Here is a 25,042-nt window from a genome sequence, read left to right as displayed (position 1 = left end):
AAAACCCCCACTGATGGAAGTTTCACTTTATCCGACTAATTCTCCCTAAGTTTAAATATGTTTCACAAACTTTCGCTTTTATAAATAAATACACATATTTGTTCTGCTGTTCCCAACAACAAGAAATAGCCATTTCAACAGTTAGTATTTGTTCACGGACTCAATTTACACCCACATTCTTTCAACGAGTGAACAATACACTAGGACAGGTATAGTAAAAAGCCGTTTCTCTAATAGCGAAACGGCTTTTCTTTAATAAAATATCAGCAAGGATTACTCTTTTAAATCAACGGTGTTTATTCAAGGTCATTAGAACGTTTCAGTGTCAGTATGTTTGTTAGTAATATGCTATGTTAGAATCTGAAAACGATTAAATAATTTTTTCGATTGAAAAGAAAAATAAAAAATAATAAAAGCCAAATGCTCTCCACGTTTGTCTAATGTATGAGACGGAAAGAGAGTTGAATCAACTACATGGATATCGAAAAGCTTGTGAAGAAAGCGCAAAAAGGCAACGATAAGGCATATCTTACATTATTTCAACATTATGAGGAAGCAATCTATCGCACTGCCTTTGTATATGTGAAAAATCAGGATGATGCGCTTGATGTCGTGCAGGAAACGGCGTATCAATCTTTTAAATCTATACAGAAGTTAAGAGAACCAGCTTATTTTAAAACATGGTTAATTAGAATTACGATCAATTGTTCGATTAATTTGCTGCGGCAAAAAAAGAAAGTGATTGCGTTTAAACCCGAGTTAATAGAACAAATAGATAGCAGCAGTGACGATGATATTCTCCTAACTATTACGCTGCAAGATTTGCTAGATACGTTAGAAGATAATGAAAAAACTGTAATTATGCTAAAATACTATTTTGATTATACGCTTCAAACGATTGCTGAAATTATGGAATTGCCTTTAGGGACGACAAAAACTACTTTGTATAGAGGATTAAAAAAACTCCGTCATTGTGTAAAGAGAGGTGAAATCTCATGAGTAAAAAAGCAGCGAAAAAAGTGACTCAAGAAATAGAAACCATCGAGATTCCTTCAGAATTACAGCAGCGAAGCAAGTTAGGCATTCAACAAGCAAAACGAGAGATGAGAAAAACAACCCGGACGAAAAGATTCTTAAAGAACATCGCAGTGGTTGCTGCAGGAATTGTGCTTGCCGTTGCATTAGGAGCAGCTACATCGCCAACATTTGCCTCGTTTGTAAAATCGTTAGTAAGTGCAGTTGATGCGATTAAGGAGGTGGACTTCGAAGAAGTAGATCAAAAATATGTGGATGCAGCAAAGAAAGCAATTGAGCAGCATAGCAACGGGAAAGCTTTCAAGCTGGATAAAGTACAAAAACATGATAATCACTATGTTTTTGAAACGAAAATGAGTGAAGATTTCCTACGAAGCGATGTCTCTGTTTATGTAGATGCTAAAACGGGAGAAGTCTTTCATATTAATTTGAGATTTAAGGCTGATGAAGTAACAGGATCTTATAAAGAATATGTAGAATCGGCACAATCCGCAGTAAAACAAATCAATAGCAAATCAACATTCCAAGTGAATGAAATGCAATATAATTGGTTTAAAGGGGGCATAGAGCAGTTCAGATTTTATGGCGATGATAAAGATAATAAGTATCAACAATATATCGAGTTAGAAGCAGAAACGAATAAAGTCCTCGGTTATCGAATCAATTTCAAACCAGCGGATGTCGATGAAGCAATCATTTCCGCTGCTGAAAAAGCAGTGAAAAGTATACCAAATACAACATTAGAACCATTTACGAGAGCAATAAAAGTCAAATTTAATGAGTCGGAAGAAGAACGTTGGGTTGTTGGTAAAATTACTGAACATACCAATAATTACGGAAGCACATATGTTAACGAGAAGGAATCGACCTTTGCCACTATCGGAGAAAAATCCGGGAAAGTTTACGAAGTGAATGTTCCTCGAGAAACACAATATGAAGAGAACCAACTAACAAATGAACAAATTGTTGCTATTGCAAAGCCTGTTGTGCAGGAAGTATTGGGAGTCGACCTTTCTAATTATGAGCCTAAATCCGATAGCCAATGGGGGGGTTATCAATTCAGTAGTCCAGGAAAAGAAACCATTAGAATAGGCATTCATAATAATGGCCACTTACATTCAATTGAATTAGCAGGTCAATCAAATTGGAGGTAATGATAGAATAGAAAGGAGTTGCCCACAAGTTTTTTCCTAACTTGTGGGCGGCTCTTTTCTATAAAAAAATTGCCTCATTGTTATCATGCAAACGTCGACATTTTAGAACAAATGTATAAAAAAAGTGATATGAAGGATACCTACCATGTTTAAAAGTGAGGAACTTTCTCAGAATATCAATTGCTTCCAGAGGAAGAAAAATAAAGATTAATGTTAAACAATACGAACAATCAGGAGCTTCCTGCCCCATCTGATTCGAGTTATTGACCTTTTATATAAATTTTTTGAAAAAGTGAAAGCCAAGTGTATCCTTGGCTTGTCTAATAGATGAAAGAAAAAAACAAAATGAAGGAGAGATGGAAAATGAAACCAACAAAGAAAATCTTGACATCTATTCTAGCTTTAAGCGTCCTTTCTGCTACACCAGTGCTAGGAGCTGAACTTGAAACAGGTGCGACAGTAAATGCAGTTGAGGCGATTAAGGAGCTGGAAATCGAAAAAGTAGATCAAAAATATGTGGATGCAGCAAAGAAAGCAATTGAGCAGCATAGCAACGGGAAAGCTTTCAAACTGGATAAAGTAGAAAAAATGGATAATCGCTATGTTTTTCAAACGAAAATGAGTGAAGATTTCCTACGAAGCGATGCCTATGTTCATGTAGATGCTAAAACAGGAGAAGTTATTCATATTAATTTGACGTTTAAGGTTGCTGAAATAACAGGAAATTACAAAAAATATTTAGAATCGGCACAATCTGCAGTAAAAAAAATCAATAGCAAATCAACATTCCAAGTGAATGAACTGAATTATTTCTGGAATAAAGGGGAAAAGCAGTTCAGATTTTATGGCGATGATAAAGATAGTAAGTATCAACAATCTATCACGTTAGAAGCAGAAACGAATAAAGTCCTCGGTTATCGAATCAATTTCAAACCAGCGGATGTCGATGAAGCAATCATTTCCGCTGCTGAAAAAGCAGTGAAAAGTATACCAAATACAACATTAGAACCATTTACGAGAGCAATAAAAGTCAAATTTAATGAGTCGGAAGAAGAACGTTGGGTTGTTGGTAAAATTACTGAACATACCAATAATTACGGAAGCACATATGTTAACGAGAAGGAATCGACCTTTGCCACTATCGGAGAAAAATCGGGGAAAGTTTACGAAGTGAATGTTCCTCGAGAAACACAATATGAAAAGAACCAACTAACAAATGAACAAATTGTTTCTATTGCAAAGCCTGTTGTGCAGGAAGTATTGGGAGTCGACCTTTCCAATTATAAGCCTAAAGCCGATAGCCAATGGGGGTTTTATCAATTCAGTAGTCCAGGAAAAGAAACCATTAGAATAGGCATTCATAATGATAGCCACTTACATTCAATTGAATTAGCAGGTCAATCCAATTGGAGGTAATGATAGAATAGAAAGGAGTTGCCCACAAGTTTTTTCCTAACTTGTGGGCAGCTCTTTTCTATACAAAAATTCCTCATTGTTATCATGCAAACGTCGACATTTTAAAATAAATGTATGAAAAAAGTGATATGAAGGATACCTACCATGTTTAAAAGCAAGGAACGTTCTGGGAATAAGAAATAAAGATTAATCTTAAATAATACGAACAATTAGGGGCTTTTTGCCGCTCATCTGATTGAAGTAATTGATCTTTTATCCCACATCTAACTGGCAGTAAGACCCCCACCTCAATAGTAAGAGGAATCGAAGAAGTCTAGGTGGGAGATAACTGAAAGTCAAATGTCCGATTGGTTCCGGGCAGACAGGATAAGGAAAGCTTCTTGAATTAGCATCGCATGAAGAAGAAGTGCGCTTCTTTTTCGAGGACGTTGCGATCTTAGCCTTTGTTCTACTTCTTATAAATGGGGATGAGAGGAAACCCCCACTGATGGAAGTTTCACTTTATATTAATTTTTTTAAAAAGTGAAAGCCAAATGCATCCTTTGCTTGTCTAATAGATGAAGAGAAAAACAAAACGAAGGAGAGTATTGAAAATGAAACCAACAAAGAAAATCCTGACATCTATTCTAGCTTTAAGCGTCTTATCTGCTACACCAGTGCTAGGGACTGAATTCGAAACAGGTACGAGAGTAAGTGCAGCTGAAGTGAATAAGGTGCTGGACATCACAAAAGTAGATCAAAAATATGTGAATGCAGCAAACAAAGCAATTGAGCAGCATGGCAACGGGAAAGCTTTCAAACTGGATAAAGTAGAAAAAATGGATAATCGCTATGTTTTTCAAACGAAAATGAGTGAAGATTTCCTACGAAGCGATGCCTATGTTCATGTAGATGCTAAAACAGGAGAAGTTATTCATATTAATTTGACGTTTAAGGTTGCTGAAATAACAGGAAATTACAAAAAATATTTAGAATCGGCACAATCTGCAGTAAAAAAAATCAATAGCAAATCAACATTCCAAGTGAATGAACTGAATTATTTTTGGAATAAAGGGGAAAAGCAGTTCAGATTTTATGGCGATGATAAAGATAGTAAGTATCAACAATCTATCACGTTAGAAGCAGAAACGAATAAAGTCCTCGGTTATCGAATCAATTTCAAACCAACAGATGTCGATAAGCGCATCATTTCCGCTGCTGAAAAAGCAGTGAAAATTATACCAAATACAACATTAGAACCATTTACGAGAGCAATAAAAGTCAAATTTAATGAGTCGGAAGAAGAACGTTGGGTTGTTGGTAAAATTATAGAAATTACCAACAATTACGGAAGCACATATGTTAACGAGAAGGAATCGACCTTTGCCACTATCGGAGAAAAATCCGGGAAAGTTTACGAAGTGAATGTTCCTGGAGAACCACAAAATGAAAAGAACCAACTAACAAATGAACAAATTGTTGCTATTGCAAAGCCTGTTGTACAGGAAGTATTGGGAGTCGACCTTTCCAATTATAAGCCTAATGCCGATAGCCAATGGGGGGTTTATCAATTCAGTAGTCCAGGAAAAGAAACCATTAGAATCGGCATTCATAATAATGGCCACTTACATTCAATTGAATTAGCAGGTCAATCGAATTGGAGGTAATGATAGAATAAAAGAGCTGTCTACAAGTTTTTAACTCACTTGTGGACAGCTCTTTTCTATACAAAAATTCCTCATTGTTATAATGGAAATGTCGAACATCTTAAAATAAATATATGACGAACATCTAAAATAAATAGAGGATATAAGGCTGTTCCTTTATATTAAAATATCAGTTCATCGATAGACCGCGGACAATTTGTCAGCATTTCATAGCCATCTTTTGTGACGATAATTGTATCGGAATGACGAAATCCACCTATTCCCGGTACATAGATGCCTGGTTCGACTGTAAACGCCATTCCCTCCTGCAAGATAAAGTCTTCATCAAAGCGGAAGTATGGCGCTTCGTGAAGGCTGAGTCCGATACTATGCCCAACTCCATGGATTGCGAATTTACCATAGCCTGCTTCATGTATCACCGAGCGTGCTGCTGCGTCTATTTTACTTGCTTTCACACCAGCTTTTATTATTTGTAAGGCTGCATGCTGTGCTTTCAGCATGATATTAAATAGCTCTCTTTGCTTTTCAGTCGGCTCTCCGACAAAGCATGTACGCTCACACTCTCCTTTATATCCATCTAGCGAAGAAATTCTTGTAATAATTAAAACATCACCAGCCTCTACTTTTTTCAAATTTGAAAACACATGAGGCATAACCGTACGCTCTATACCAGAAGGACACATACCGCGAGTCATCACGGCTGAGTTTGGAAACAACTTAGGAGCTTCCTGATATAATGCTTGTGAACCAATACTTTCTATTTCTAATTCTGTCATACCGACTTTAAGTGCTTGCAACGATGCCTGTATCGAATAGGATGCTAATAAACTAGAATTCCGCAGCTTTTCCAATTCTTGGTCGTCCTTAACAGAGCGCTGGTGAATCATTTCTGCTGTTATATCTAGCAGTTCCCAATTTTTTGCTTGCAGATAGCTGGCTAAACCAAATGGCATCGAGAGGAATTCAATGCCGATCTTCTTGTTTCCATTTAGTGGTCCTAAGCAACGTTCAATTAATTGCATCGGATCAATACTTTCCTCCGCTTTTTCAGGATGTTCGTAATAAACTAACAAACGATCATATACTGCGGTTGCTTTTGCGTGCTGTTCCTCTAGTCCAGGAACAATCAATATCGATTCATGCTTTGTCACAATAGTAAAGATTGGTCGTGAATATGTAATAATCTCAAATCCCGTCAGATAGCACTGGTTATACGGGTCTGTTACAAGTACCGCTTCTACGTTCTCTTTTTCCATATATGTTTTTAATTTGTTTAATCGTTTTGTCGTGTTCACCTTTTATTCCTCCGATCCTTTACGATAGGAAAACCCATACCTTAATAGGCTGACTAGTCTTCCAATCTTTTTAGCATTTTTCAATAAAAACAAGAGAAGAACCAGCCTAAAAAAAACAGCACAAGAATAAACCCTTTATTTTGTGAACATGTTGAATTCAAAATCATTTTTCCCATCCAATCTGTTCTTCCCGTTGACTATTTTTCCAAAATATGCATTTGTCTGCTCCTTTTTCTATCATGAATAATCAGTAAACATAGTATGGTTAGTTATTTTTCTCTTCATCTATTAGACAAGCAACGGATGCATTTGGCCTTCACTTTTTTGAACAAATTAAATAAAAGTGGAATAACTCTAATCAGATTAGATTAAAAGATCCACCTGGATTTATATAACAGATGGAGGAGCACCCTTGAATATGTTTATCCTACATCTAACTGGCAGTAAGACCCCCACCTCAAGAGTAAGAGGAATCGAAGAAGTCTAGGTGGGGATAACTGAAAGTCAAATGTCCGATTGGTTCGGGCCGACAGGATAAGGAAAGCTTCTTGAATCAGCATCGCACGAAGAAAAAGTGTTCTCCTTTTTCGAGGATGTCGGTCACAAAGGCGTTGCAACAGGACGTTGCGATCTTAGCCTTTGTTCTATTTTTTATGAGTGGGGGATATGAGAGAAAACACCCACTCATGGAAGTTTCACTTTATTTTGTTCTTCGATAATGTATAGAAAAGGAGCTGCCCATCAGTTAGTTTAACTAACTTGTGGGCAGCTCCTTTCTACTCTATCATTACCACCAACTTTTAGCATGATCTACTAGTTGAATATCATATAGTTGGAAAGGTCGACTCCCAATACTTCCTGCACTACAGGCTTTGCAATAGAAACAATTTGTTCATTTGTTAGTTGTTTATTTTCATGTTGAGATTTTTGAGGAACATGAACTTGGTATATCTTCCCTGATTTTTCTCCAATAATAGCAAAGGTCGATTTCATCTCGTTAAATATTTTACTTCCAGAGTGAATCCGTTCATCAAGTACTACCAATTACCCAATGTCAAGTCAGTCTCTTTGTGCTGCAGCTCTTTCCCAGGCCTGGATTGAAGGAGATACTATGATCACATACCCTTCTCATGATGAGAAGAGCGAGGTGCTTGCATCTCCAGTTTTTTAGCGCGCAGGAAGCCGAACATAACAATGGATGTCAAAAAGCAGAGACAACCTGCTAAGAGAAGGACATTGCCGACACCAATTTTTTTAGCCAAAAGAGCGCCTAAGGAAGGAGCAAGCAGCATCATCATTGTTTGCATACTTTGGGCAGCTGAACTGACACGACCCATCTTTTCAGCAGGTGTTTCGACTTGCAAAATGTATCCATATGGAATGTTTTCTCCACATGTTAATATTCCTGCAATAAATGCACTAACGAACCATACATAGATTGGGAGCTGCAAAAGTTGAGAGGCTCCTATTCCCATCAGGGCAATAATAAAACCACTTCCAAAAAAACTATATAACATCGTTAATAACGGTTTTTGTTTCCAAAACTGCAGCTGCCCTAAAATAAGTGAACCGATGACGGAGCCAACGCCTACTAAGGAGACAAATAATCCAAAGAGGCCTTCATGAAATCCAATTAATTGAGAGACGAACACAATCAAGCCATCGTATAAAAAGATAATAAATAGCGAGATGCTTGCTGCAATAATCGCTGTAGATAAAATGGGGTTCTGTGTTATGTGTTGAAAACCTTCTCGTAATGCTTGAAAATAAGATAACTGATCCTGTTCTTTTTTATCGTCAAAAGAAACCGAAGAAGTATCCTTATTAGGAAAAGATACAAAAATCAAACAAATAGCAGCAAGGGAAAAGCAAAGTGCTTCAACAATAAACGCGATCGAAACATGAGAAACTGCAACCAATGCGCCACCTAAAGCCGGTCCGATGATTTTCATCGTTTGGTGAGAGATTTGCGACAGCGTGACCGCTTCGGGAAGCAATTGTTTAGGTACTAGCGTCCGAATGCTCGCTTGGCGAGCAGGATCGAATATCGAAGCGAAAACGCCTTTACAAAATACGAACAAGAGTAGAACGACTAAATTAGGTGCGGAAATGTAAGCTAGAACGACCGCAATTCGCAAGATTAATGTCATTGCCAGCACTTTTTTGCGCGGCCATCTATCAACAAAGACGGAGGCAAATGGTCCAATAATTACCCAGGGAAGGCCATATACAATGATGAATGAAGCCATGGCTGACTCATCTAATCCCCAGTTGTACGTAATAAGTACCGTTAAAATCGTAAAATCAAGCCAATTTCCTAAATCTGAAAATAACTGAACAGTATAAAAAAGTCGATATTCCTTTTGTTTTAAAGGAGCGATAAGCGTATGCTTCATCCATTATCCCCCTTCTTTTCTGCTTCTAATGCTTGCTGGTAGCGTTGCTTGCTTTTAGCGATCAGATTATGTGGATCTTGTACAGGAGGTTGGGCAGGACCTTTTAGTTTTTCAATCGTTTCATCGATCCAGTCTAATTCTGCTTGCAATTTTTTCGTTACATAATCAATGACAAACATACCATGTTCTCCTATAGAAGAAATGCCGTTTGTAGGCCATGCTTGATAAAAAGCAAGGGTCGCTTCTGAATGCTGCTTTCTTTCTAATAAATGATTCATTAATCCTTCTCGATCATCTTGGAGAATGGTTGCCCAAAAACTAACTTTGACGAGTAATTCGTCTTTTATTATTGGAGAAGACGGTTTTTTCTTAAGCCAAGTTTGCAATTCTCTCCACCCTTTTAACGTAAGTTCATAGACTTTCTTACCGCGACCAGATGATTCTTCAAATAATGTCGTGATATATCCGTTTTCTTCAAGTTTTTTTAATCGTGGATAGATGCTCCCAAAGCTGATACCCCAAAACTGGCCTGCACCAGGATGTTCAAATTCCATTTTAATGTCATAGCCAGTACTTGGCATGGTACTAATTGCACACATAATATAATGATCAAGTGACATCATGTTTCACCTTCTTTTCATAATATATCATCATGATATATCATTATGATATATCTACAATTGGGAAAGATGCAAGAAAAATATAAAATGTACCACTTTTTTCAAAAAGGTACTGTATGTTGTTCCTTAGTGAAAATGTAATATACTTAAATAGATGCAACTTTAGCTAGTTCGGTGAAATAGTTAGTGTATGTACATGACAATAGAAAGTTAGAATTAGATCATGAATGAAGAGATGGCAGGTGAAAAGCATGACCCATATTTTATATATTGAAGATGATTCGGAAATCGGAGAATGGGTGGCATCAGAACTAAAGGGAAATGGGTACGAGGTAACATGGCTATTATCAGGTGAAGGTGCACTCACTTTGATGTCGGAGGTAGATGTGGTCATTCTTGATGTGATGCTTCCGGGATTGGACGGCTTTTCAGTTGGAAAAAGATTGAAGAAAGTGCAACCAGATGTCCCTATTCTAATGCTTTCCGCTAGAACTTCTGTAGACGACAAGCTGCAAGGACTGGAATTTGCTGATGATTATTTAACGAAACCATTTCATCTGGAGGAGTTAGTAGCTAGAATTGAGGTACTGCTTAGAAGATTTGAGCGAGAGAAGCCAAATGTAATAGAGTTAGGGCATTTAACTGTTTATATAAAAGAAAATCGGATCGTTCATCGCTATACGGATGAAGAAATTATGCTAACTGGTAAGCAGCACCAAATATTTCATTATCTATTAAGACACCCAAATCAAATTTTAACAAAAGAGCAGCTTTACGAAGGTGTATGGGGGGAACCTTACTTGGATGGAGATAAAACCTTAATGGTACATATTCGTCATTTGCGTGGGAAATTAGAGAAAGATCCTTCTAAACCAACGATTATTGAAACGATTCGAGGAATTGGCTATCGGGTGAAGCAATGAAACGGCGCCATTCTTTATTAGCAAAGTACTTGATCATTATTGTGTTTGCCTTAGTTTTAATCCCGATATCCATCCCTACTATATCGATTCTTTATTATACTTCTATGGAGTCGATTCATGGCGGAGATGAATATCTATATAAAAATGGGACTGATCTGGAGAAGATGTGGCACGAAGAAGCTAGTGCATTACGTTCCTCAACAAAAGAGGAGATCATGACAACATTACAAAGCTTGCATGATGCATACAAAGAGGCGGCGATCTTTTGGGTGGACGAGCATGGCAAAAAACAATGGCAATCATCTAATAGTAAAGATATTCCCTCTATATGGGATGCTGCAGAAACGGTAGCTTTTATGAAAAAAAGCTACAATGGCGACCCTTTTACAGTCGTTGCTTTTGTTGGGGAAGATAAAAATAATGGGTTTATGGTTTTTCAATTGCCAAGGAAGTATTTAGATTATGAAGGCAAGACAATGGTAGAACGTTATTCTAAGCTGATGATTGTAACTATTCTATTCATATTATTGTTATTTATTTTCTTTTCTTGGCTTTTTTTCAACCGGATTCGCAAACGGCTTTTAAGGCTTCAATTAGTAATGGAAGATAGAAGCGATGATGGCATCCCTGAGCATGTACTTGTTGATAAAACGGATGAAATCGGGCAACTTGAATCTTCCTTTAATCGAATGGTTGATCAATTAGAAGAAAGCAGGAGGCGTGAGCAGGAAGAAGAACAGCTTCGCCGAGAACTAATCGCAAATTTGTCACATGATTTGCGAACCCCTTTAACGACGCTGCGCGGTCATGCATCTGTTCTAAAGAAGGAGCCGCTTACTGAAAATGGAAAACAAACATTAGCAGCATTAGATTTAAAAGTTACCTATTTGGGCGACCTTATTGACAATCTCCAATCTTATACACTCTTAAAAGCAGGCAAGTATCCTTTTCATCCACAAAAAACCGATGTTGTCAGGCTTGTGAGACAAGTTTCTGCATCGTGGTATCCTTTGTTTGAGAAGGAAGCTTTTGTAGTAGATATTGACTTGCCAAATGAGAAAGTAGAGTGGATAATTGATATCCAATGGTTTGAACGTGTGTTAGATAATTTTTTTCAAAATATATATAGACATGCGAGAGGCGGAAAATATATCCGAATCGGTATGGAAAAAACAGTGAATGGGAGGCAATTATGTATAGAAGACCATGGGCCAGGCTTTAAACAAACTTCGAAAAACAAAGGGGCTGGCATTGGTTTATCGATTGTATCATTAATGTTAAAGGAAATGTCGCTTGCTTGGGAGATTACATCTACTAAAAAGGGGACGTTGATTACAATAATGGAAGCACATTAAGCCGAGCGTTGCAGCTCGGTTTTTATTTGTATAGGGTCGAGAGGCTTTTTTTCTATTAGTATCAAATATTTTTTAACCTATTTTTAAACTTTCACTAGCTCTTCCTTTAACCATGTGCAGATAAGATGGACATTGAGGTGAAGGAAATGAGCGAATATATCGTAAGAACGAATCATTTAACGAAAAGATTTGGTGCAAGAAATGTTGTGAATGGTGTCAACCTAGAGATAGAAAAAGGTGAAATTTACGGTTTTTTAGGGCCGAATGGTGCGGGGAAAACAACCACCATTCGCATGCTTTTAGGGCTGATGAAACCGACCCATGGCTCGATTCAGTTATTTCAACAAGATTTTAGCAAGAATAAGCTTTCAGCATTGCGAAAGATTGGTTCTTTAGTTGAATCTCCTTCCTATTATGGGCATTTATCAGCGGTAGAAAATTTAGAAGCATTAAGAAAAATTTTAAGTGTGCCGCGATCACGTATTAGTGAAGTGTTGGAGACCGTTCGTTTGTCGAAAGAGGCTAATCGTCCTGTTAAAGGCTTTTCTTTAGGGATGAAGCAGCGTTTAGGTATTGCTGCCGCTTTATTAGGAAATCCCGAATTGCTTATTTTAGATGAACCAACGAATGGGCTAGATCCTTCAGGGATTCAAGAAATTCGTGAACTTATTAAAAATATGCCGCGTGAATATGGGATAACAGTACTTGTTTCTAGTCATTTATTAAGTGAAATCGATCAAATGGCAACAAGAGTCGGTATTATTTCAAAGGGATCTATGATTTTTCAAGATTCGATTGAAAAGTTGCGCCAAAAGGCAAAAAGCCAAATTCGCATCTCTGTAAATGACGGAGAAGCTGCATGGAAATTTTTATTGAACGAAGGAATAACAACGATGTATGAAGATGGTTCTCTCTTTTTGGACAAGGTTGAAAATGAACAGGTGGCAAGCGTTGTTTCTGCTTTGGCTTCTGAACGATTCTCAGTGTATCGCGTAGAGGAGCAGAAGATGTCTCTAGAGGATATTTTCCTTGAGCTGACAAAGGAGGAAGTCAGCTTATGATGATAAAAGTATTAAAGGCTGATTTATTAAAAATGAAGCGCAAGTGGATTTGGTTTTTGGTTTTTTTAGGACCTCTCGGCATCGTAGGTCTACAGGCAGTAAATTTCGGTCTTCGCTATGATTATTTAGTTGGACAGGCAGAAGATGTTTGGCAAGAGCTGCTGCAAAATGTGAACGTGCTTATTCCTATCACGCTATTGCTTGGCATTGCTATTCTTGCTTCGATGACTGCAAATGTGGAACATCAGCAAAATGCCTGGAAGCAGCTGTTAGCTCTACCAGTATCACGAACAGCCGTTTTTACGGCAAAGTTTATTGAAAATGTGCTGTTGTTGCTCGTCGCTTGCTTTCTATTGGTTATCGAAACCATTATACTTGGGATCGCTTTAAGGTTTGGCTTTGATTTTCCTTTGTTGCAAGTGATAAAAAATAGTTTTTATCCTTTATTTGCGGCACTGCCGATCATGGCGCTTCAGGTTTGGCTTTCAATTACAATGCGAAATCAGGCGCTTCCTTTAACCATTGGCATCTTTGGGGCAATTTTTTCTCTTTATTCTGTTCGTGGGCCAGATTGGCTTATTTGGAAATGGCCGCTTTTAATAAGTGACAAGCATCAACCTGAGTGGTTTGTGATGGTAGGTTTGGCGGTTGGATTGTTGATCTTATTGTTTGGAATATTTGATTTTGAGAAACGGGATGTGAAATGAATGTGGTGGAAACTTGTTCGTTCAGAATGGCTAAAGCTGCGAAAAACAAATATATGGCTGCTTATATTTATTAGTCCAGCGCTGGCAAGCTTTATAGGGTTTTTGAGTGAGAGTGAATTGGGGTGGCTTGGTACACTTGGAATGATGATCCCAGCGCATGGTCTGCTATTTTTACCTTTATTGTCTGGTGTTTTTTCTGCTTTCGTGTGTCGATATGAGCATCAAGGAAATAGCTGGAAACAACTGTTGGCGCTTCCGGTTTCAAGAAGGCAAGTATTTTTAGCAAAAGGCTTTATTGTCATTGTCTTTCTTGCTTTCACTCAATTGCTTTTATTATTTGGCTGGGTTTGTGTTGGTACATTAAAAGGATTTTCAGGGCCATTCCCTTGGGAATTGATGACCAAAAGTATTGTTGGTGGATTGATTGCTAGTTTGCCATTGGCTGCTTTACAGTTGTGGGTATCGTTTGCGTGGGCCAGCTTTGCAGCTCCTTTGGCATTAAATGTGATCATGACGATACCTAATCTTCTCGTCGTAAATTCCGCCAAATATGGTCCATGGTATCCGTGGGCACAGCCTTTTCTTATGATGATGCCGCAAACTGGCGACACATTTGGTGTCTTTTTCATGCCGATGGAGACACTTATCTATGTTGTTTTGGGAAGTTTTGTCTTGTTTTTAAGTGGAGGTTTGCTTTATTTTCAAAAGAAAGCTGTCTAAAGGAGATAAATAGGCTGGGTATCGAATGGTATCCAATGATTAATAAAAAGTTGTGACCTTAGGAATAAAGGGAATGTCTTTACAGAGATCGTTTACAAAATATGTTCCATCTAACGTCCTTATGAAAAAATGCAATAAAACCATTATCACTTTCTTCAGAAATGTATGTGATATGTGAACTATTGGCATTTCAGAAGATATTTGTTCTTTTTTCGCATAATTCGTTTGTTTTTACTCAAACTATTTAATGTTAAATGACAATAGGAGGGTTTAAACAAATGAACATGAATATGAACAATATGAATCCTAATCAACAAAACCAACAAAATCAAAACAATCCACAAATGCATCAGAATATGCAAACAGGCAGTGTTCCTCCCAAATTTAATCATGGCGGTCATGAAGTTTTTGACGTCAAAGAAGTATTGACAGGAGCAATTGGAACACTTGATTTGTATACAATGTGCAAGCAGTATGTGAAAGATCCAGAGCTTCAGGACATCCTTCAGCGTCAATACCAGTTTATCTTAGACGAGTACAATATTACGCTAGAGTGTTTCCAAACAGGCAAAGATCCATCAAAGCCAACACAAAGCTATCAAATGAAACAAGGAAATGATTTCATTTTTGGGCTTAAACCGACTCAGCCTACAAAGCCAGTCCAATCACAAAATGAAATCAATGATGCTTCCGCTTCTGGTTTTATGCTCAGTTCGCTAAAATCAATGGCATCAGCAAAAACATTGGCTGCACTTGAATCGACGAACCCAGTTGTGCGCCGCGTCCTAGCTGACAGCATTCCAAACTGTATTGAAATGGCGTATGAATTATCGATTTACCAAAATAAGCATCATTATTACCAAGTTCCACAGATGAATACAAACGATGTGCAGCAAATAATGAATTCATTTGCTCCAGTACAAGGAAATAATCAAATGCTTCAGTAATAAACTAATAAAATGGGACTGAACCAATCGTCTTTTGACATTTGGGACAGTCTCTTTATTTTTTAAAAATATCTCTTTCAGCAAAAAATCAATGAAGAAAAGGATTGAACCGAAAAAAGTGAACCATATCTTAAAAAAAGGCACTTAGTTAATGAAAGATGATAGTGTTAAAATTCAAATAACACAGAAAAATTATTGTTGAAAGTTGTTCCTACCTTACATCAACACAGATACTGCAAGGATGACCGTGCAAATTTCAATGCTGCATAAGAGGAATGGAGGGAAATCCACTGATGTATTGTGGATGGTTATTTTGAAGGAGGAAAGTGACGATGAATATTGTGGATGTCTTCATCATTGTTGTTTATTTTATCGGAATTGCATTGGTTGGTTTTTTGGGTGTAAAGAAGGCGAAATCTTCAGAGGATTATGCGATAGCCGGTAGAAATTTGAGCTTCTTTATGTACTTTGGATGTCTTTCTGCTCTTACACTTGGTGGAGCAGCTACAGTGGGTACAGCAAAATTAGGCTATCAGTCTGGCTTATCAGGGATGTGGTTTGTTTTTTCACAAGGGTTAGGCTTAATAATCATTAGTATATTTCTTGCCAAGAAGATATTTAACTTAAAAGTTTTAACGATCGGGGAAATGCTTGAAAAACGTTTTAGCGTGGAAGCAAGATTAATCAGTTCCCTTGTGTCAGCTACTTATACGACAATGCTGACTGTTACACAAATTATTGCTATTGGAAGCGTTTTAAATGCATGGGTTAAGTGGGATTTTAGCGTATCGATTTTGGTCGCAGGAGGAATCGTCATATTTTACACTGTTCTTGGTGGAATGTGGTCCGTGACGATGACAGATATTGTACAATTCATTGTGATGACAATCGGCATTTTCTTCATCATGCTTCCATTAAGTCTCAGCAAGGTTGGGGGTTGGTCAGGTTTACAGGACAGCATTCCTTCCTCCTATTTTGACTTCAGTGTGATGGGGGGACTTGATATGATGAAAAGCTTCCTCTTATATACATTAGGAATTGTGGTAGGCCAAGATGTCTGGCAGAGGATTTTTACGGCTAAGAGTTTGAAAGTTTCCCGTATTGGTATGGCGGCAGCTGGAGGCTATTCGTTCTTATATGCAATCACAGTCGCCATTATTGGAATGTGTGCCTTTGCCGTTGTCCCCAATATAGCTGATCCTCAACATGCATTTGCGAGTATTGCAATTGCCGCACTCCCCACTGGCGCATTAGGTATTGTATTGGCAGGTGTACTATCAGCTTTAATGTCAACCTCTTCTGGAACGTTGATTGCATCATCAACGTTAATCGTTAATGATGTCATTAAACGATTATTTCTTCCAAATATGAGTGAAAAACTTTTTTTAATTGTTTCCAGATTGGCTACTTTATGTATCGGATTATTTTCAATCACTTGTGCTTTGTGGGTTCAAGATGTGTTAGCTGCTTTAGACATAGCATTTGCTGTATTATCTGGTGCACTATTTTTCCCAATCATTCTAGGTTTCTTCTGGAAAAAGGTTACGGCACGAGCGGTTTTTTATTCGATAATAATTAGTACAGTTGTAATCGGAATTAGTCTTGCCTTTGAAGGAACAACATCGATTGTTCCAATTTTATATGGATTATTCACAAGCTTTATTACGATTGTAGTCATTACCTTAATCGAAGGATTAGGGAAATCTACGACCAAGAGTGTTGAACTATAAGAGAACATAAAACAAAGAATGTGCACTATTTTCAGAAATATCGTAAAATAATGCACTAAACAGTAGAATATCCCTCTTGTTATGAAATGCTAGACACATGAAAATGGAATTAATATAGAAAAGTGTGGTTGATTACAGAGAAAGAAGGGACGCCAAGTAATGAGGCTATATGATACAAAAAGTAAAAAGAATCTTGGTTCAAGGCAAATGCCCTAAACATTCATAAAAGAGGAGGAATCACCATGAAACAACCGCTTGCTAATGTAAAAGTACTTGACTTTACAAGAGTATTAGCTGGTCCATATTGTACAATGCTGCTAGGAGATATGGGGGCTGAGGTCATCAAAATTGAGAAGCCCGGTATAGGGGATGATACGAGGAGCTTTGGCCCATTTAAAAACAATGAAAGCGGTTACTTCATGTTTCTTAACAGGGGAAAAAAAAGTATTGCCCTTGATTTAAAGCAACCAGAATCGATTGGAATGATAAAAGAGCTTGTGAAAGAAGCAGATGTCATTGTTGAAAACTTTCGGCCAGGAGTGATGGACAAACTAGGATTAGATTATGACAGCTTACAAACAGTGAACCCTCGTATCATTTATACGTCCATATCCGGTTTTGGACAATATGGACCTTATAGTCAACGACCGGCCTATGATCTAGTTGCACAAGCGATGGGAGGCTTAGCAAGCATTACTGGGCATCCTGATCAACAACCGACTCGCGCGGGAGCGTCACTTGGAGATATGAGTGCGGCTCTCTATGCTGCATTTGGGATCATGGTAGCGTTATTCCATCGGGAGCAAACAGGAGAAGGCCAATACATTGATATTGCAATGGTTGATTCGATTTTTTCAATGCTGGAAAGCAATGTGATGCGGTATACGGCAGAAGGAATGATACCTGAACGAATCGGCAGTCGTCATCCGATTAGTTCACCGTTTGATATATACGAAGCGCAGGATGGGTATATTGTCATCGCCGTCGCTAATGATTCATTATTCAAGCGTCTATGTGCCGTTATGAAGCGTCCAGAACTTGAAGAAGATGAAAGGTTTCACACTGACGCACAGAGAACCCACAATGAAGCAGCGTTAAAAGTCATCATTGAAGAATGGCTGCAAGGGCATACTGTCAAAGAAGCTGTTGAATTAATAAATAACGGAGGAGTTCCAAGTTCGCCAATTTTAAATATCGATGAAATTTGTGAAAACAAGCATACAAAGGTAAGGGAAATGCTTGTCGAAATGGATCATCCAATTGCTGGGAAAGTGAGAATACCGGGGAATCCTGTAAAACTATCAAAAACGCCTCCTGTCATCGATCGGCCGAGTCCTGGATTAGGGGAGCATACAGATGAAATAATAGAACAGTTTAAAAAGGTTAGAAATTAAAAATCGTTTATCTCACTGGCAAGTCAAGACCTCTACCTCATTGAGTAGGAGGAATCAAGAAGCGCTAGTTGGGAGATAACTGAAAGTCAAATGTCCGATTGGATCGGGTCGACAGGATAAGGAAAGCTTCTTGAATCAGCATCACACGAAGAAAAAGCGGTTTCCTTTTTCGGGGACGTTGTGTCTTAGCTTGAGATTCTTTGTATAGGGGATGAGAGAAAAAGTTTCACTTTATCCCACATCTAACTGGCAGTAAGACCCCCACCTCAAGAGTAAGAGGAATCAGAAGCGCTAGGTGGGGGATAACTGCCAGTAAATGTCCGATTGGTTCAACTAACCATCAGTGGGGGATAAGAAAAAACCCCCACTGATGGAAGTTTCACTTTATCACATTAGAGGAGGCATAAGAAATGAATTTTGAATATACTGAAGAACAGGAAAGTATTCGCAAAATGGTACGCAACTTTAGCCGTGAGGTACTACAACCAAAAGCGGCGGAGCTTGATGAACAAAATCGATTTCCAATCGAACATATTTCTAAATTAGCTGAATTAGGATTAATGGGAATTGCTTATCCCGAAAAAGATGGAGGTGTTGGCGCAGATTCGATAGCCGAGGCGATTGCTGTGGAAGAAATTACATACGGTTGTGCGGCGACTGGCTCTATATTAACAGCTCATTACTTAGGGATTGATGGACTTTACCTCGCTGCTAATGAACAACAAAGAAAGAAATATTTAATACCTGGATGTATGGGAGAATCATTATTTGCTTTTTGCTTAACCGAACCGAATGGTGGGACAGATGTTTCTTCGATGAAAACAAACGCTGAGCTTGTCGGAAATGAATATGTTCTCAATGGTTCGAAGATTTTTATTACAAACGGTGCTTATGCGGACACGCTTATTGTCTATGCAAAGACAGATACTGAAAAAGGAGCTAAGGGAATTAGTGCATTTATTGTTGAAAAAGGAACACCAGGATTATCATATGGAGTTGGCGATGACAAAATGGGGATTCGAGGGGCAAGGACCCATGAAGTTATTTTTGAAAACTGCCATGTACCTAAAGAAAATCTCATTGGTCAAGAGGGAGAGGGCTTTAAAATTGCGATGACAGTTGTAGACCGTGGCCGCATTGGAATTGCATCTATGGCTGTAGGATTATCACAAGCCGCTTTAGATGCCGCCATTTCATATGCTAAAGAACGTATTGCTTTTAATCAATCAATCTCTCATTTTCAGGGTCTCCAATGGATGTTAGCAGAAATGGCTGCTGAAATTGAGATTGGCCGTTTATATACGTATTATGCTGCTAGTTTAAAAGATAAGAAAGGCTATCGGTTGTCAAAAGAAGCGGCGATTGCAAAATTATTTACCTCGGAGGCATCCAATCGCGTCATTCACAAAGCACTCCAAATTCATGGGGGTTACGGCTATATGAAAGAATATCCTGTGGAGCGATTTTATCGTGATCAGAGAATACTTGAGATCTTTGAAGGCACGTCTCAAGTGCAAAAAATGGTTATATCCCATCATTTACTAAAATGAATACTTTTAAAGCTGGACTAAAAAACAGGGGATTGGGAGAGAGTCTAGCTCTTATAGATAGGCCAGAACAAAAACGATTACTCATAAGTGGTCATGAATAAATGAAGAAAACGATTACCATCTTGAAAAAATAATAGGTTAGAAAGGAGAAAGATGAATGGTACATGCCATTTATTCTCCAGTTGGAAATAAACTTACGTGCAAAAACTGGGAAACAGAAGCATTATTACGTTTATTTTTAAATAGTTTAGACCCGAGAGTAGCTGAAAATAGCAATGAATTAATTGTATATGGAGGAAGAGGAAAAGCTGCAAGAGATAAACATGCCATGGAAGCAATTATACGTGAATTAAGACAACTTGATACAGATCAAACGCTATTAATTCAATCCGGAAAACCTGTAGCGATTTTCCGGACTTTTCCGTTTTCGCCACGCGTTCTTTCATCAACATCCATGATTGTTCCGAAATGGGCAAATGATGAATATTTTTCAATGCTAGAAAAAATGGGGTTAACGATGTATGGTCAAGCAACAGCTGCTTCTTGGGCATACATTGGGGTGCAAGGTGTTCTTCAGGCTACATTTGAGACGATGAGCGAAATCGCCAATCGGTATTTCAACGGCTCCTTAAAAGGGAAGATCGTCTTGACCTCGGGTCTGGGAGGAATGGGCTCTGCACAACCTTTGTCAGTAGCGATGAATGGCGGCGTATGTATCGTTGTTGAAATGAATGAGAGCAAAATAAATAAGCGATTAGTTAATAATTATTGTGATATCAAGGCGAATACTGTAGATGAAGCATTACAATTAGCGAAAGAGGCTGCTAAAAAAGAACAATCATTGACCATTGCACTATTAGGGAATGCTGCTGATGTGTATTGTGAAATGGTTGAAAGAGGATTTACTCCACACATTGTCACTGATCAAACAGCTGTTCATGATTTATTAAACGGATATATTCCGAGTGGCTTATCGTTGGAACAAGCTTATATTCTCAGAATGAAAAAACCTAAAAAATATATAGAAATGGCTCAGGAAACGGTTTATGCTCACGTACAATCGATGTGTATGCTTCAAGACCGGGGGGCTATTGTGTTTGACTATGGAAATAACATTCGTGGTCAAGCATATAAAGCCGGGTATGAGCAGGCTTTTTCGTTCCCAGGATTTATTTCTGAATTTTTACGTCCACTTTACTGTGAAGGCAGAGGCCCATGCCGCTGGATTGCACTATCAGGAGATCCTAGTGACATCTACAAAATTGATGAGGTTATTTTATCGGAATTTAATCGTGATGAGAGAATATGCCGCTGGATTCAATTTGTCCAAGAAAGAATCTATTTTTATGGGTTGCCTGCTCGTACTTGTTGGCTTAATTATCATGAGAGGAGACAGCTGGGAGACATGATTAACAGTATGGTTGCTTCCAATCAACTGTCCGCTCCGATTGCGATTACAAGAGATCACTCTGAAGGCAGTACAATGGCGGCGCCTACTAGAGAAACGGAAGACTTGTTAGATGGGAGTGATGCAGTGGCTGACTGGCCAATATTAAATGGATTGCTGAATGCTTGTTCCGGTGCTGCAATGGTAACCATTCAACATGGCGGTGGTGTAGGGATTGGGAATTCTATTCATACTGGTATGACTGCAGTTGCTGACGGCAGTTTGGAGGCAGCGAAAAAATTGAGCGGTTTGCTTACGATAGATCCAGGTTTAAACATTATTAGACATGCGGATGCAGGATATGAAAAAGCTGAATCTATGTTGCACAAAATAGGACTAAAAAAACCTTTATAGCTGTCTAGCAACGTACACTGCGCCAATTTTTCAAGACGTGCTAAATAAACGCGTACTTATAACACAATAGAATTTCTTAGCGAAAGGTTGTGTTAAAAATGAAGAAAGTAGTTTTGGTTGTAGCAGGAAATGATTGTTTCGTTAACATGCTTGAAAAAATAAAGAAGAACACCCGTTTTCAATTTCGGGTCAAAAGACTTTTATCACTAGATGATATAACATGGCATAAGGATACAGAATACGGGCCTTTTATTACATTTTTTGACATGGATCATTTAAAAAATGAATCGCGAGTTGTGATCGATTATATGAAACGGCATCATAAAGCAAAGCGATTTGTCATATTAAAGGATTATTTTTTAAATAATGAAATAAGACATTTTTTTAAAAGTGGTGCATTTGATTGCTTACAAAAACCAGTAGGCAAAGAGAGTATCTATCATTTAATCCACGAAGCGATGAATTCAGTTCAAGATCACTCGAATTCGAGACAAAATCAGCAACTAATGAAACACTATCAATCTTCTGTAAAAGTAAGCCTTGCTTACGACTTGATTTTTGGGAATGTAAAACATGCGAAGAAGATATGGGAAAGAAGTCAACTTGCTGGATTATCTAGAGTTCCAAATATTGCGATTGTTATATGTATTGATGATTTTTATCGATTAATGAAAAACAAAAGCAAGCTTTGGGAACAATCGGTTCGGAATAGAGTGATTGAAGCAATCCGAAAGTACTTTTTGCATGAAAAAGTTCGGGAAATGCTAGTCATTATTACTGGACCTGAAAAAATCGTTGTCCTGCTTTCTATTCCCGTAGAAAACAATGTACAAACATATAAACAAGCATCTATCAAATATTCCCAACAAATAAAAAAATATATAAACAAGATGATCGGGTACACGGTGACGATTGGAATCGGAAATTATTATGAAGATGCGAGGAATCTGCATCTTTCTTATCAGGAGGCACTGCATGCCCAATCATATAAATTTTTCACAGGAAATGATGCCATTATCCATATTGATGATATCGAACCTTATACAAATGAAATAAACTTTTTACCAAATAAGGAAATACTAATAATGGCCAATAAGTTAACTGTAGGTGATGTTGAAGGTGTAAAAGCACATGTAGAAGTCATTTTGCAAATAGTATTTTCACAGACGAATATGAACCCAAAATCGTTTAGACTAGTGATGTTAGATTTGTTATCTACTTTATCTCGCTCAGCCGTTAGCGGGGGAGCGAAACCTAGTGAAGTTATTGCCATTCAATTAGAATATGCAAAGGAATTATGCTTACTTGAGCATGTTGAGCAAATTCGTCAATGGTTTTATGAAGTGATGAATCATTTACTTGAACAATTGCTAACGAATCATAACGAACAGGTACTCAAATCTGTTCAGAAAGCACTGCAATATATAAACACACATTTTACAGAAGATGTTACCTTAGAAAAAGTTGCTCAATATGTGCATTTAAGTCCTAATTATTTCAGTCATATTTTTAAAAAAACGACAGGTTCTTCTTTCATTGAATATCTTACTTATTTACGCATAGATAAAGCAAAAACAATGCTGATGGATTTGAATTATACCATTTATCAAATTGCTGGAGCGGTAGGCTATCATACTCCTCGGTATTTTACTAGGGTTTTTAAATCTCTAAATGGAATGACCCCAAGTACATATAGAAACTCTATGCTCGTGACAAAAGTAACGAATAAATCAAAGTCGAGTTGAATACGTTCAACAAGAATATTTTTTTAATAAACGCTTCTAGTCATTTAGATTTTACTTGATTTGATTGGAAGCGTACTATTCTGCAATAAAGTCATAAAAAAGGTTTGCCCTGTAGCTTCAGTCAGTCAATTTCACAGATTTCCTCTAATATCCAATCATCTGTTTATTGTCATATATGTAAATAGTTAGGATTCAAAAGCATTTATTAGTCATCTTGACGCTTTAATGTTATTGTAATATAATTATATGTTGAAAATATAATAGTATTCAGACATTTTTGGAAGGGATGATTTTTTGAGTAAGAAAATATTGTTTGGTGGCCTGTTGATTACTGGCGATGGTGAATTGATAGAAAATTCCTATATCGTGATTGACGGGGAAAAAATTAGTGCAGTTGGAGTTGGAAGTAAAGATAATGTACCTTCAGATGCCGAGTTTATTGATGTAACAGGAAAAACGGTAATGCCGGGGTTAATTGATGCTCATTTGCACATTATTGGCGGCAAAAGCTTAAATTTAGCGCAAATGGCACTGGAACCTCGTGAATTACAAATGGGAAGAGCTTTAAAAGATTTAGACAAATTAATTGATGCTGGCTTTACAGCAGTTCGTGATGTTGGAAGTCCGATTGCAGTACATATTAGACAGCTGATTCAAGAAGGTGTTTATACAGGGCCGCGCATTAAAACGTCAAATCTCATGTTAAGCCAAACTGCGGGGCATGGTGATATGCATATGCTTCCTCCGTCATTTAATCTGTTTAGAGTATGCGATGGTGCAGATGAATGCCGAAAAGCAGCAAGAGAACAATTCCGTGCTGGTGCTGATTTTATTAAAATAAGCTCATCTGGCGGCGTTTTATCAGAAAAAGATGACCCACGTTCTCCGCAATTTACGATCGAAGAAATCGAGGCGATCGTTTATGAGGCAGAAGCTGTCGGCTCCTATGTTGCTTCTCATGCTCAAAGTACCATTGGTATTAAAAATGCACTGAAAGCTGGAGTAAAAACAATCGAGCATGGGATATTAATTGACCAAGAAGGCATTGAGATGATGCTGGAAAGAGATGCGATCCTTGTTCCTACCCTTTCGATCGTAAAAAGAATTGTAGAACAAGGCCATCTATATGGAGTGCCTGACTTCGGATTGCGCAAAGCAAAAGCTTACTATGAAATCCATAAAGAAAACATGTATAAAGCATATGAAGCTGGTGTGAAAATCGCTGCTGCTACTGACTTTTTAGGTTGTCCTCCTGTAGAGCATGGAGGGAATGCAGAAGAGCTTCAGATTTTCGTTGATGATCTTGGCTTTAGTCCAATGGAGGCTATCGTCAGTGGCACTCAACATGCTGCAGATGCGTTGGCTATCGGCGGCGAAGTTGGATCAATTAAAGAAGGCAAGCTTGCTGATCTGATCGTTGTGGACGGCAATCCTCTAGAAGATATTAATGTGCTTGTAAAGACTGAAAATATTGAAAAAGTATTTGTGGGCGGGGAATTATTGAAAGATAAAGTGAAACTTCCATGATTGGGGTTTTTCTCTCATCC

At 37.9% G+C, this 25,042-nt stretch carries 20 protein-coding genes; 16 read left to right on the top strand and 4 right to left on the bottom strand.

The window, feature by feature from the left end:
• The first annotated feature begins 474 nt into the window (after positions 1-474).
• From J2S08_RS05760 to J2S08_RS05745, 4 genes are all read left to right on the top strand, one after another.
• Entirely contained in the window at positions 475-999 is a 525-nt protein-coding gene (locus J2S08_RS05760; RefSeq protein WP_307227553.1) for a sigma-70 family RNA polymerase sigma factor, read from the top strand.
• A complete protein-coding gene (locus tag J2S08_RS05755; RefSeq protein ID WP_307227551.1) occupies positions 996-2,189 on the top strand; it encodes a DUF4179 domain-containing protein in 1,194 nt (397 codons plus the stop codon). Before J2S08_RS05760 ends, J2S08_RS05755 begins: the two co-directional genes overlap by 4 nt.
• Positions 2,190-2,552: 363 nt before the next feature.
• The gene (locus J2S08_RS05750) at positions 2,553-3,605 is read left to right on the top strand and encodes a hypothetical protein (protein ID WP_307227549.1); all 1,053 of its coding nucleotides are present in this window, start codon (positions 2,553-2,555) and stop codon (positions 3,603-3,605) included.
• A gap of 593 nt (positions 3,606-4,198) precedes the next feature.
• On the top strand, positions 4,199-5,251 hold the full coding sequence (locus tag J2S08_RS05745) for a hypothetical protein (protein ID WP_307227548.1): 1,053 nt from the start codon (positions 4,199-4,201) through the stop codon (positions 5,249-5,251).
• A gap of 161 nt (positions 5,252-5,412) precedes the next feature.
• On the opposite strand, the gene J2S08_RS05740 is transcribed toward J2S08_RS05745, so the two are convergent.
• From J2S08_RS05740 to J2S08_RS05725, 4 genes are all read right to left on the bottom strand, one after another.
• Complete coding sequence (locus tag J2S08_RS05740) at positions 5,413-6,546, bottom strand: M24 family metallopeptidase (protein ID WP_307227546.1); 1,134 nt, start codon at positions 6,544-6,546, stop codon at positions 5,413-5,415.
• An 813-nt stretch (positions 6,547-7,359) separates the two neighbouring features.
• Positions 7,360-7,590, bottom strand: a complete 231-nt coding sequence (locus J2S08_RS05735; RefSeq protein WP_307227544.1) for a hypothetical protein — start codon at positions 7,588-7,590, stop codon at positions 7,360-7,362.
• A 71-nt stretch (positions 7,591-7,661) separates the two neighbouring features.
• A complete protein-coding gene (locus J2S08_RS05730; protein ID WP_307227542.1) occupies positions 7,662-8,942 on the bottom strand; it encodes an MFS transporter in 1,281 nt (426 codons plus the stop codon).
• The gene (locus J2S08_RS05725; protein WP_307227540.1) at positions 8,939-9,565 is read right to left on the bottom strand and encodes a PadR family transcriptional regulator; all 627 of its coding nucleotides are present in this window, start codon (positions 9,563-9,565) and stop codon (positions 8,939-8,941) included. The genes J2S08_RS05730 and J2S08_RS05725 overlap by 4 nt, the downstream gene beginning before the upstream one ends.
• Before the next feature lie 248 nt (positions 9,566-9,813).
• Between J2S08_RS05725 and J2S08_RS05720 the strand changes: the two genes are divergently transcribed.
• The 12 genes from J2S08_RS05720 to J2S08_RS05665 all read left to right on the top strand — a co-directional run bounded on the left by J2S08_RS05720 (position 9,814) and on the right by J2S08_RS05665 (position 25,022).
• Positions 9,814-10,485 (top strand): response regulator transcription factor, encoded by a 672-nt coding sequence (locus J2S08_RS05720; RefSeq protein WP_307227538.1) that lies wholly within the window; start codon positions 9,814-9,816, stop codon positions 10,483-10,485.
• Positions 10,482-11,840 (top strand): HAMP domain-containing sensor histidine kinase, encoded by a 1,359-nt coding sequence (locus tag J2S08_RS05715; RefSeq protein WP_307227536.1) that lies wholly within the window; start codon positions 10,482-10,484, stop codon positions 11,838-11,840. Before J2S08_RS05720 ends, J2S08_RS05715 begins: the two co-directional genes overlap by 4 nt.
• A gap of 146 nt (positions 11,841-11,986) precedes the next feature.
• Positions 11,987-12,901, top strand: coding sequence for an ATP-binding cassette domain-containing protein (locus J2S08_RS05710; protein WP_307227534.1), 915 nt, complete (start codon positions 11,987-11,989; stop codon positions 12,899-12,901).
• Positions 12,898-13,608 (top strand): ABC transporter permease, encoded by a 711-nt coding sequence (locus J2S08_RS05705; protein WP_307227532.1) that lies wholly within the window; start codon positions 12,898-12,900, stop codon positions 13,606-13,608. The genes J2S08_RS05710 and J2S08_RS05705 overlap by 4 nt, the downstream gene beginning before the upstream one ends.
• Complete coding sequence (locus J2S08_RS05700) at positions 13,609-14,328, top strand: ABC transporter permease (RefSeq protein ID WP_307227530.1); 720 nt, start codon at positions 13,609-13,611, stop codon at positions 14,326-14,328. It abuts the gene before it with no gap.
• Between the two features lie 284 nt (positions 14,329-14,612).
• Positions 14,613-15,275 (top strand): spore coat protein, encoded by a 663-nt coding sequence (locus tag J2S08_RS05695; RefSeq protein ID WP_370875640.1) that lies wholly within the window; start codon positions 14,613-14,615, stop codon positions 15,273-15,275.
• Between the two features lie 332 nt (positions 15,276-15,607).
• A complete protein-coding gene (locus tag J2S08_RS05690; RefSeq protein ID WP_307227528.1) occupies positions 15,608-17,005 on the top strand; it encodes a sodium:solute symporter family protein in 1,398 nt (465 codons plus the stop codon).
• Positions 17,006-17,247: 242 nt separating this feature from the next.
• Complete coding sequence (locus tag J2S08_RS05685) at positions 17,248-18,399, top strand: CaiB/BaiF CoA transferase family protein (RefSeq protein ID WP_307227526.1); 1,152 nt, start codon at positions 17,248-17,250, stop codon at positions 18,397-18,399.
• A 410-nt stretch (positions 18,400-18,809) separates the two neighbouring features.
• Positions 18,810-19,949 carry an acyl-CoA dehydrogenase family protein gene (locus J2S08_RS05680; RefSeq protein ID WP_307227524.1) on the top strand — a complete coding sequence of 380 codons (1,140 nt, stop codon included), beginning with the start codon at positions 18,810-18,812 and terminating at the stop codon, positions 19,947-19,949.
• A gap of 157 nt (positions 19,950-20,106) precedes the next feature.
• Positions 20,107-21,750, top strand: coding sequence for a urocanate hydratase (gene hutU, locus J2S08_RS05675; protein WP_307227521.1), 1,644 nt, complete (start codon positions 20,107-20,109; stop codon positions 21,748-21,750).
• A 98-nt stretch (positions 21,751-21,848) separates the two neighbouring features.
• Entirely contained in the window at positions 21,849-23,495 is a 1,647-nt protein-coding gene (locus tag J2S08_RS05670; protein ID WP_307227519.1) for a helix-turn-helix domain-containing protein, read from the top strand.
• A gap of 294 nt (positions 23,496-23,789) precedes the next feature.
• A complete protein-coding gene (locus J2S08_RS05665; RefSeq protein ID WP_307227517.1) occupies positions 23,790-25,022 on the top strand; it encodes a metal-dependent hydrolase family protein in 1,233 nt (410 codons plus the stop codon).
• Positions 25,023-25,042: the final 20 nt, after the last annotated feature.

The organism is Bacillus chungangensis (assembly GCF_030812995.1).
GTDB classification, from domain to species: domain Bacteria; phylum Bacillota; class Bacilli; order Bacillales; family Bacillaceae_C; genus Bacillus_CF; species Bacillus_CF chungangensis.
Note: the sequence above shows the minus strand (reverse complement) of the source record. Positions and strands in the feature narration are given on the sequence as shown.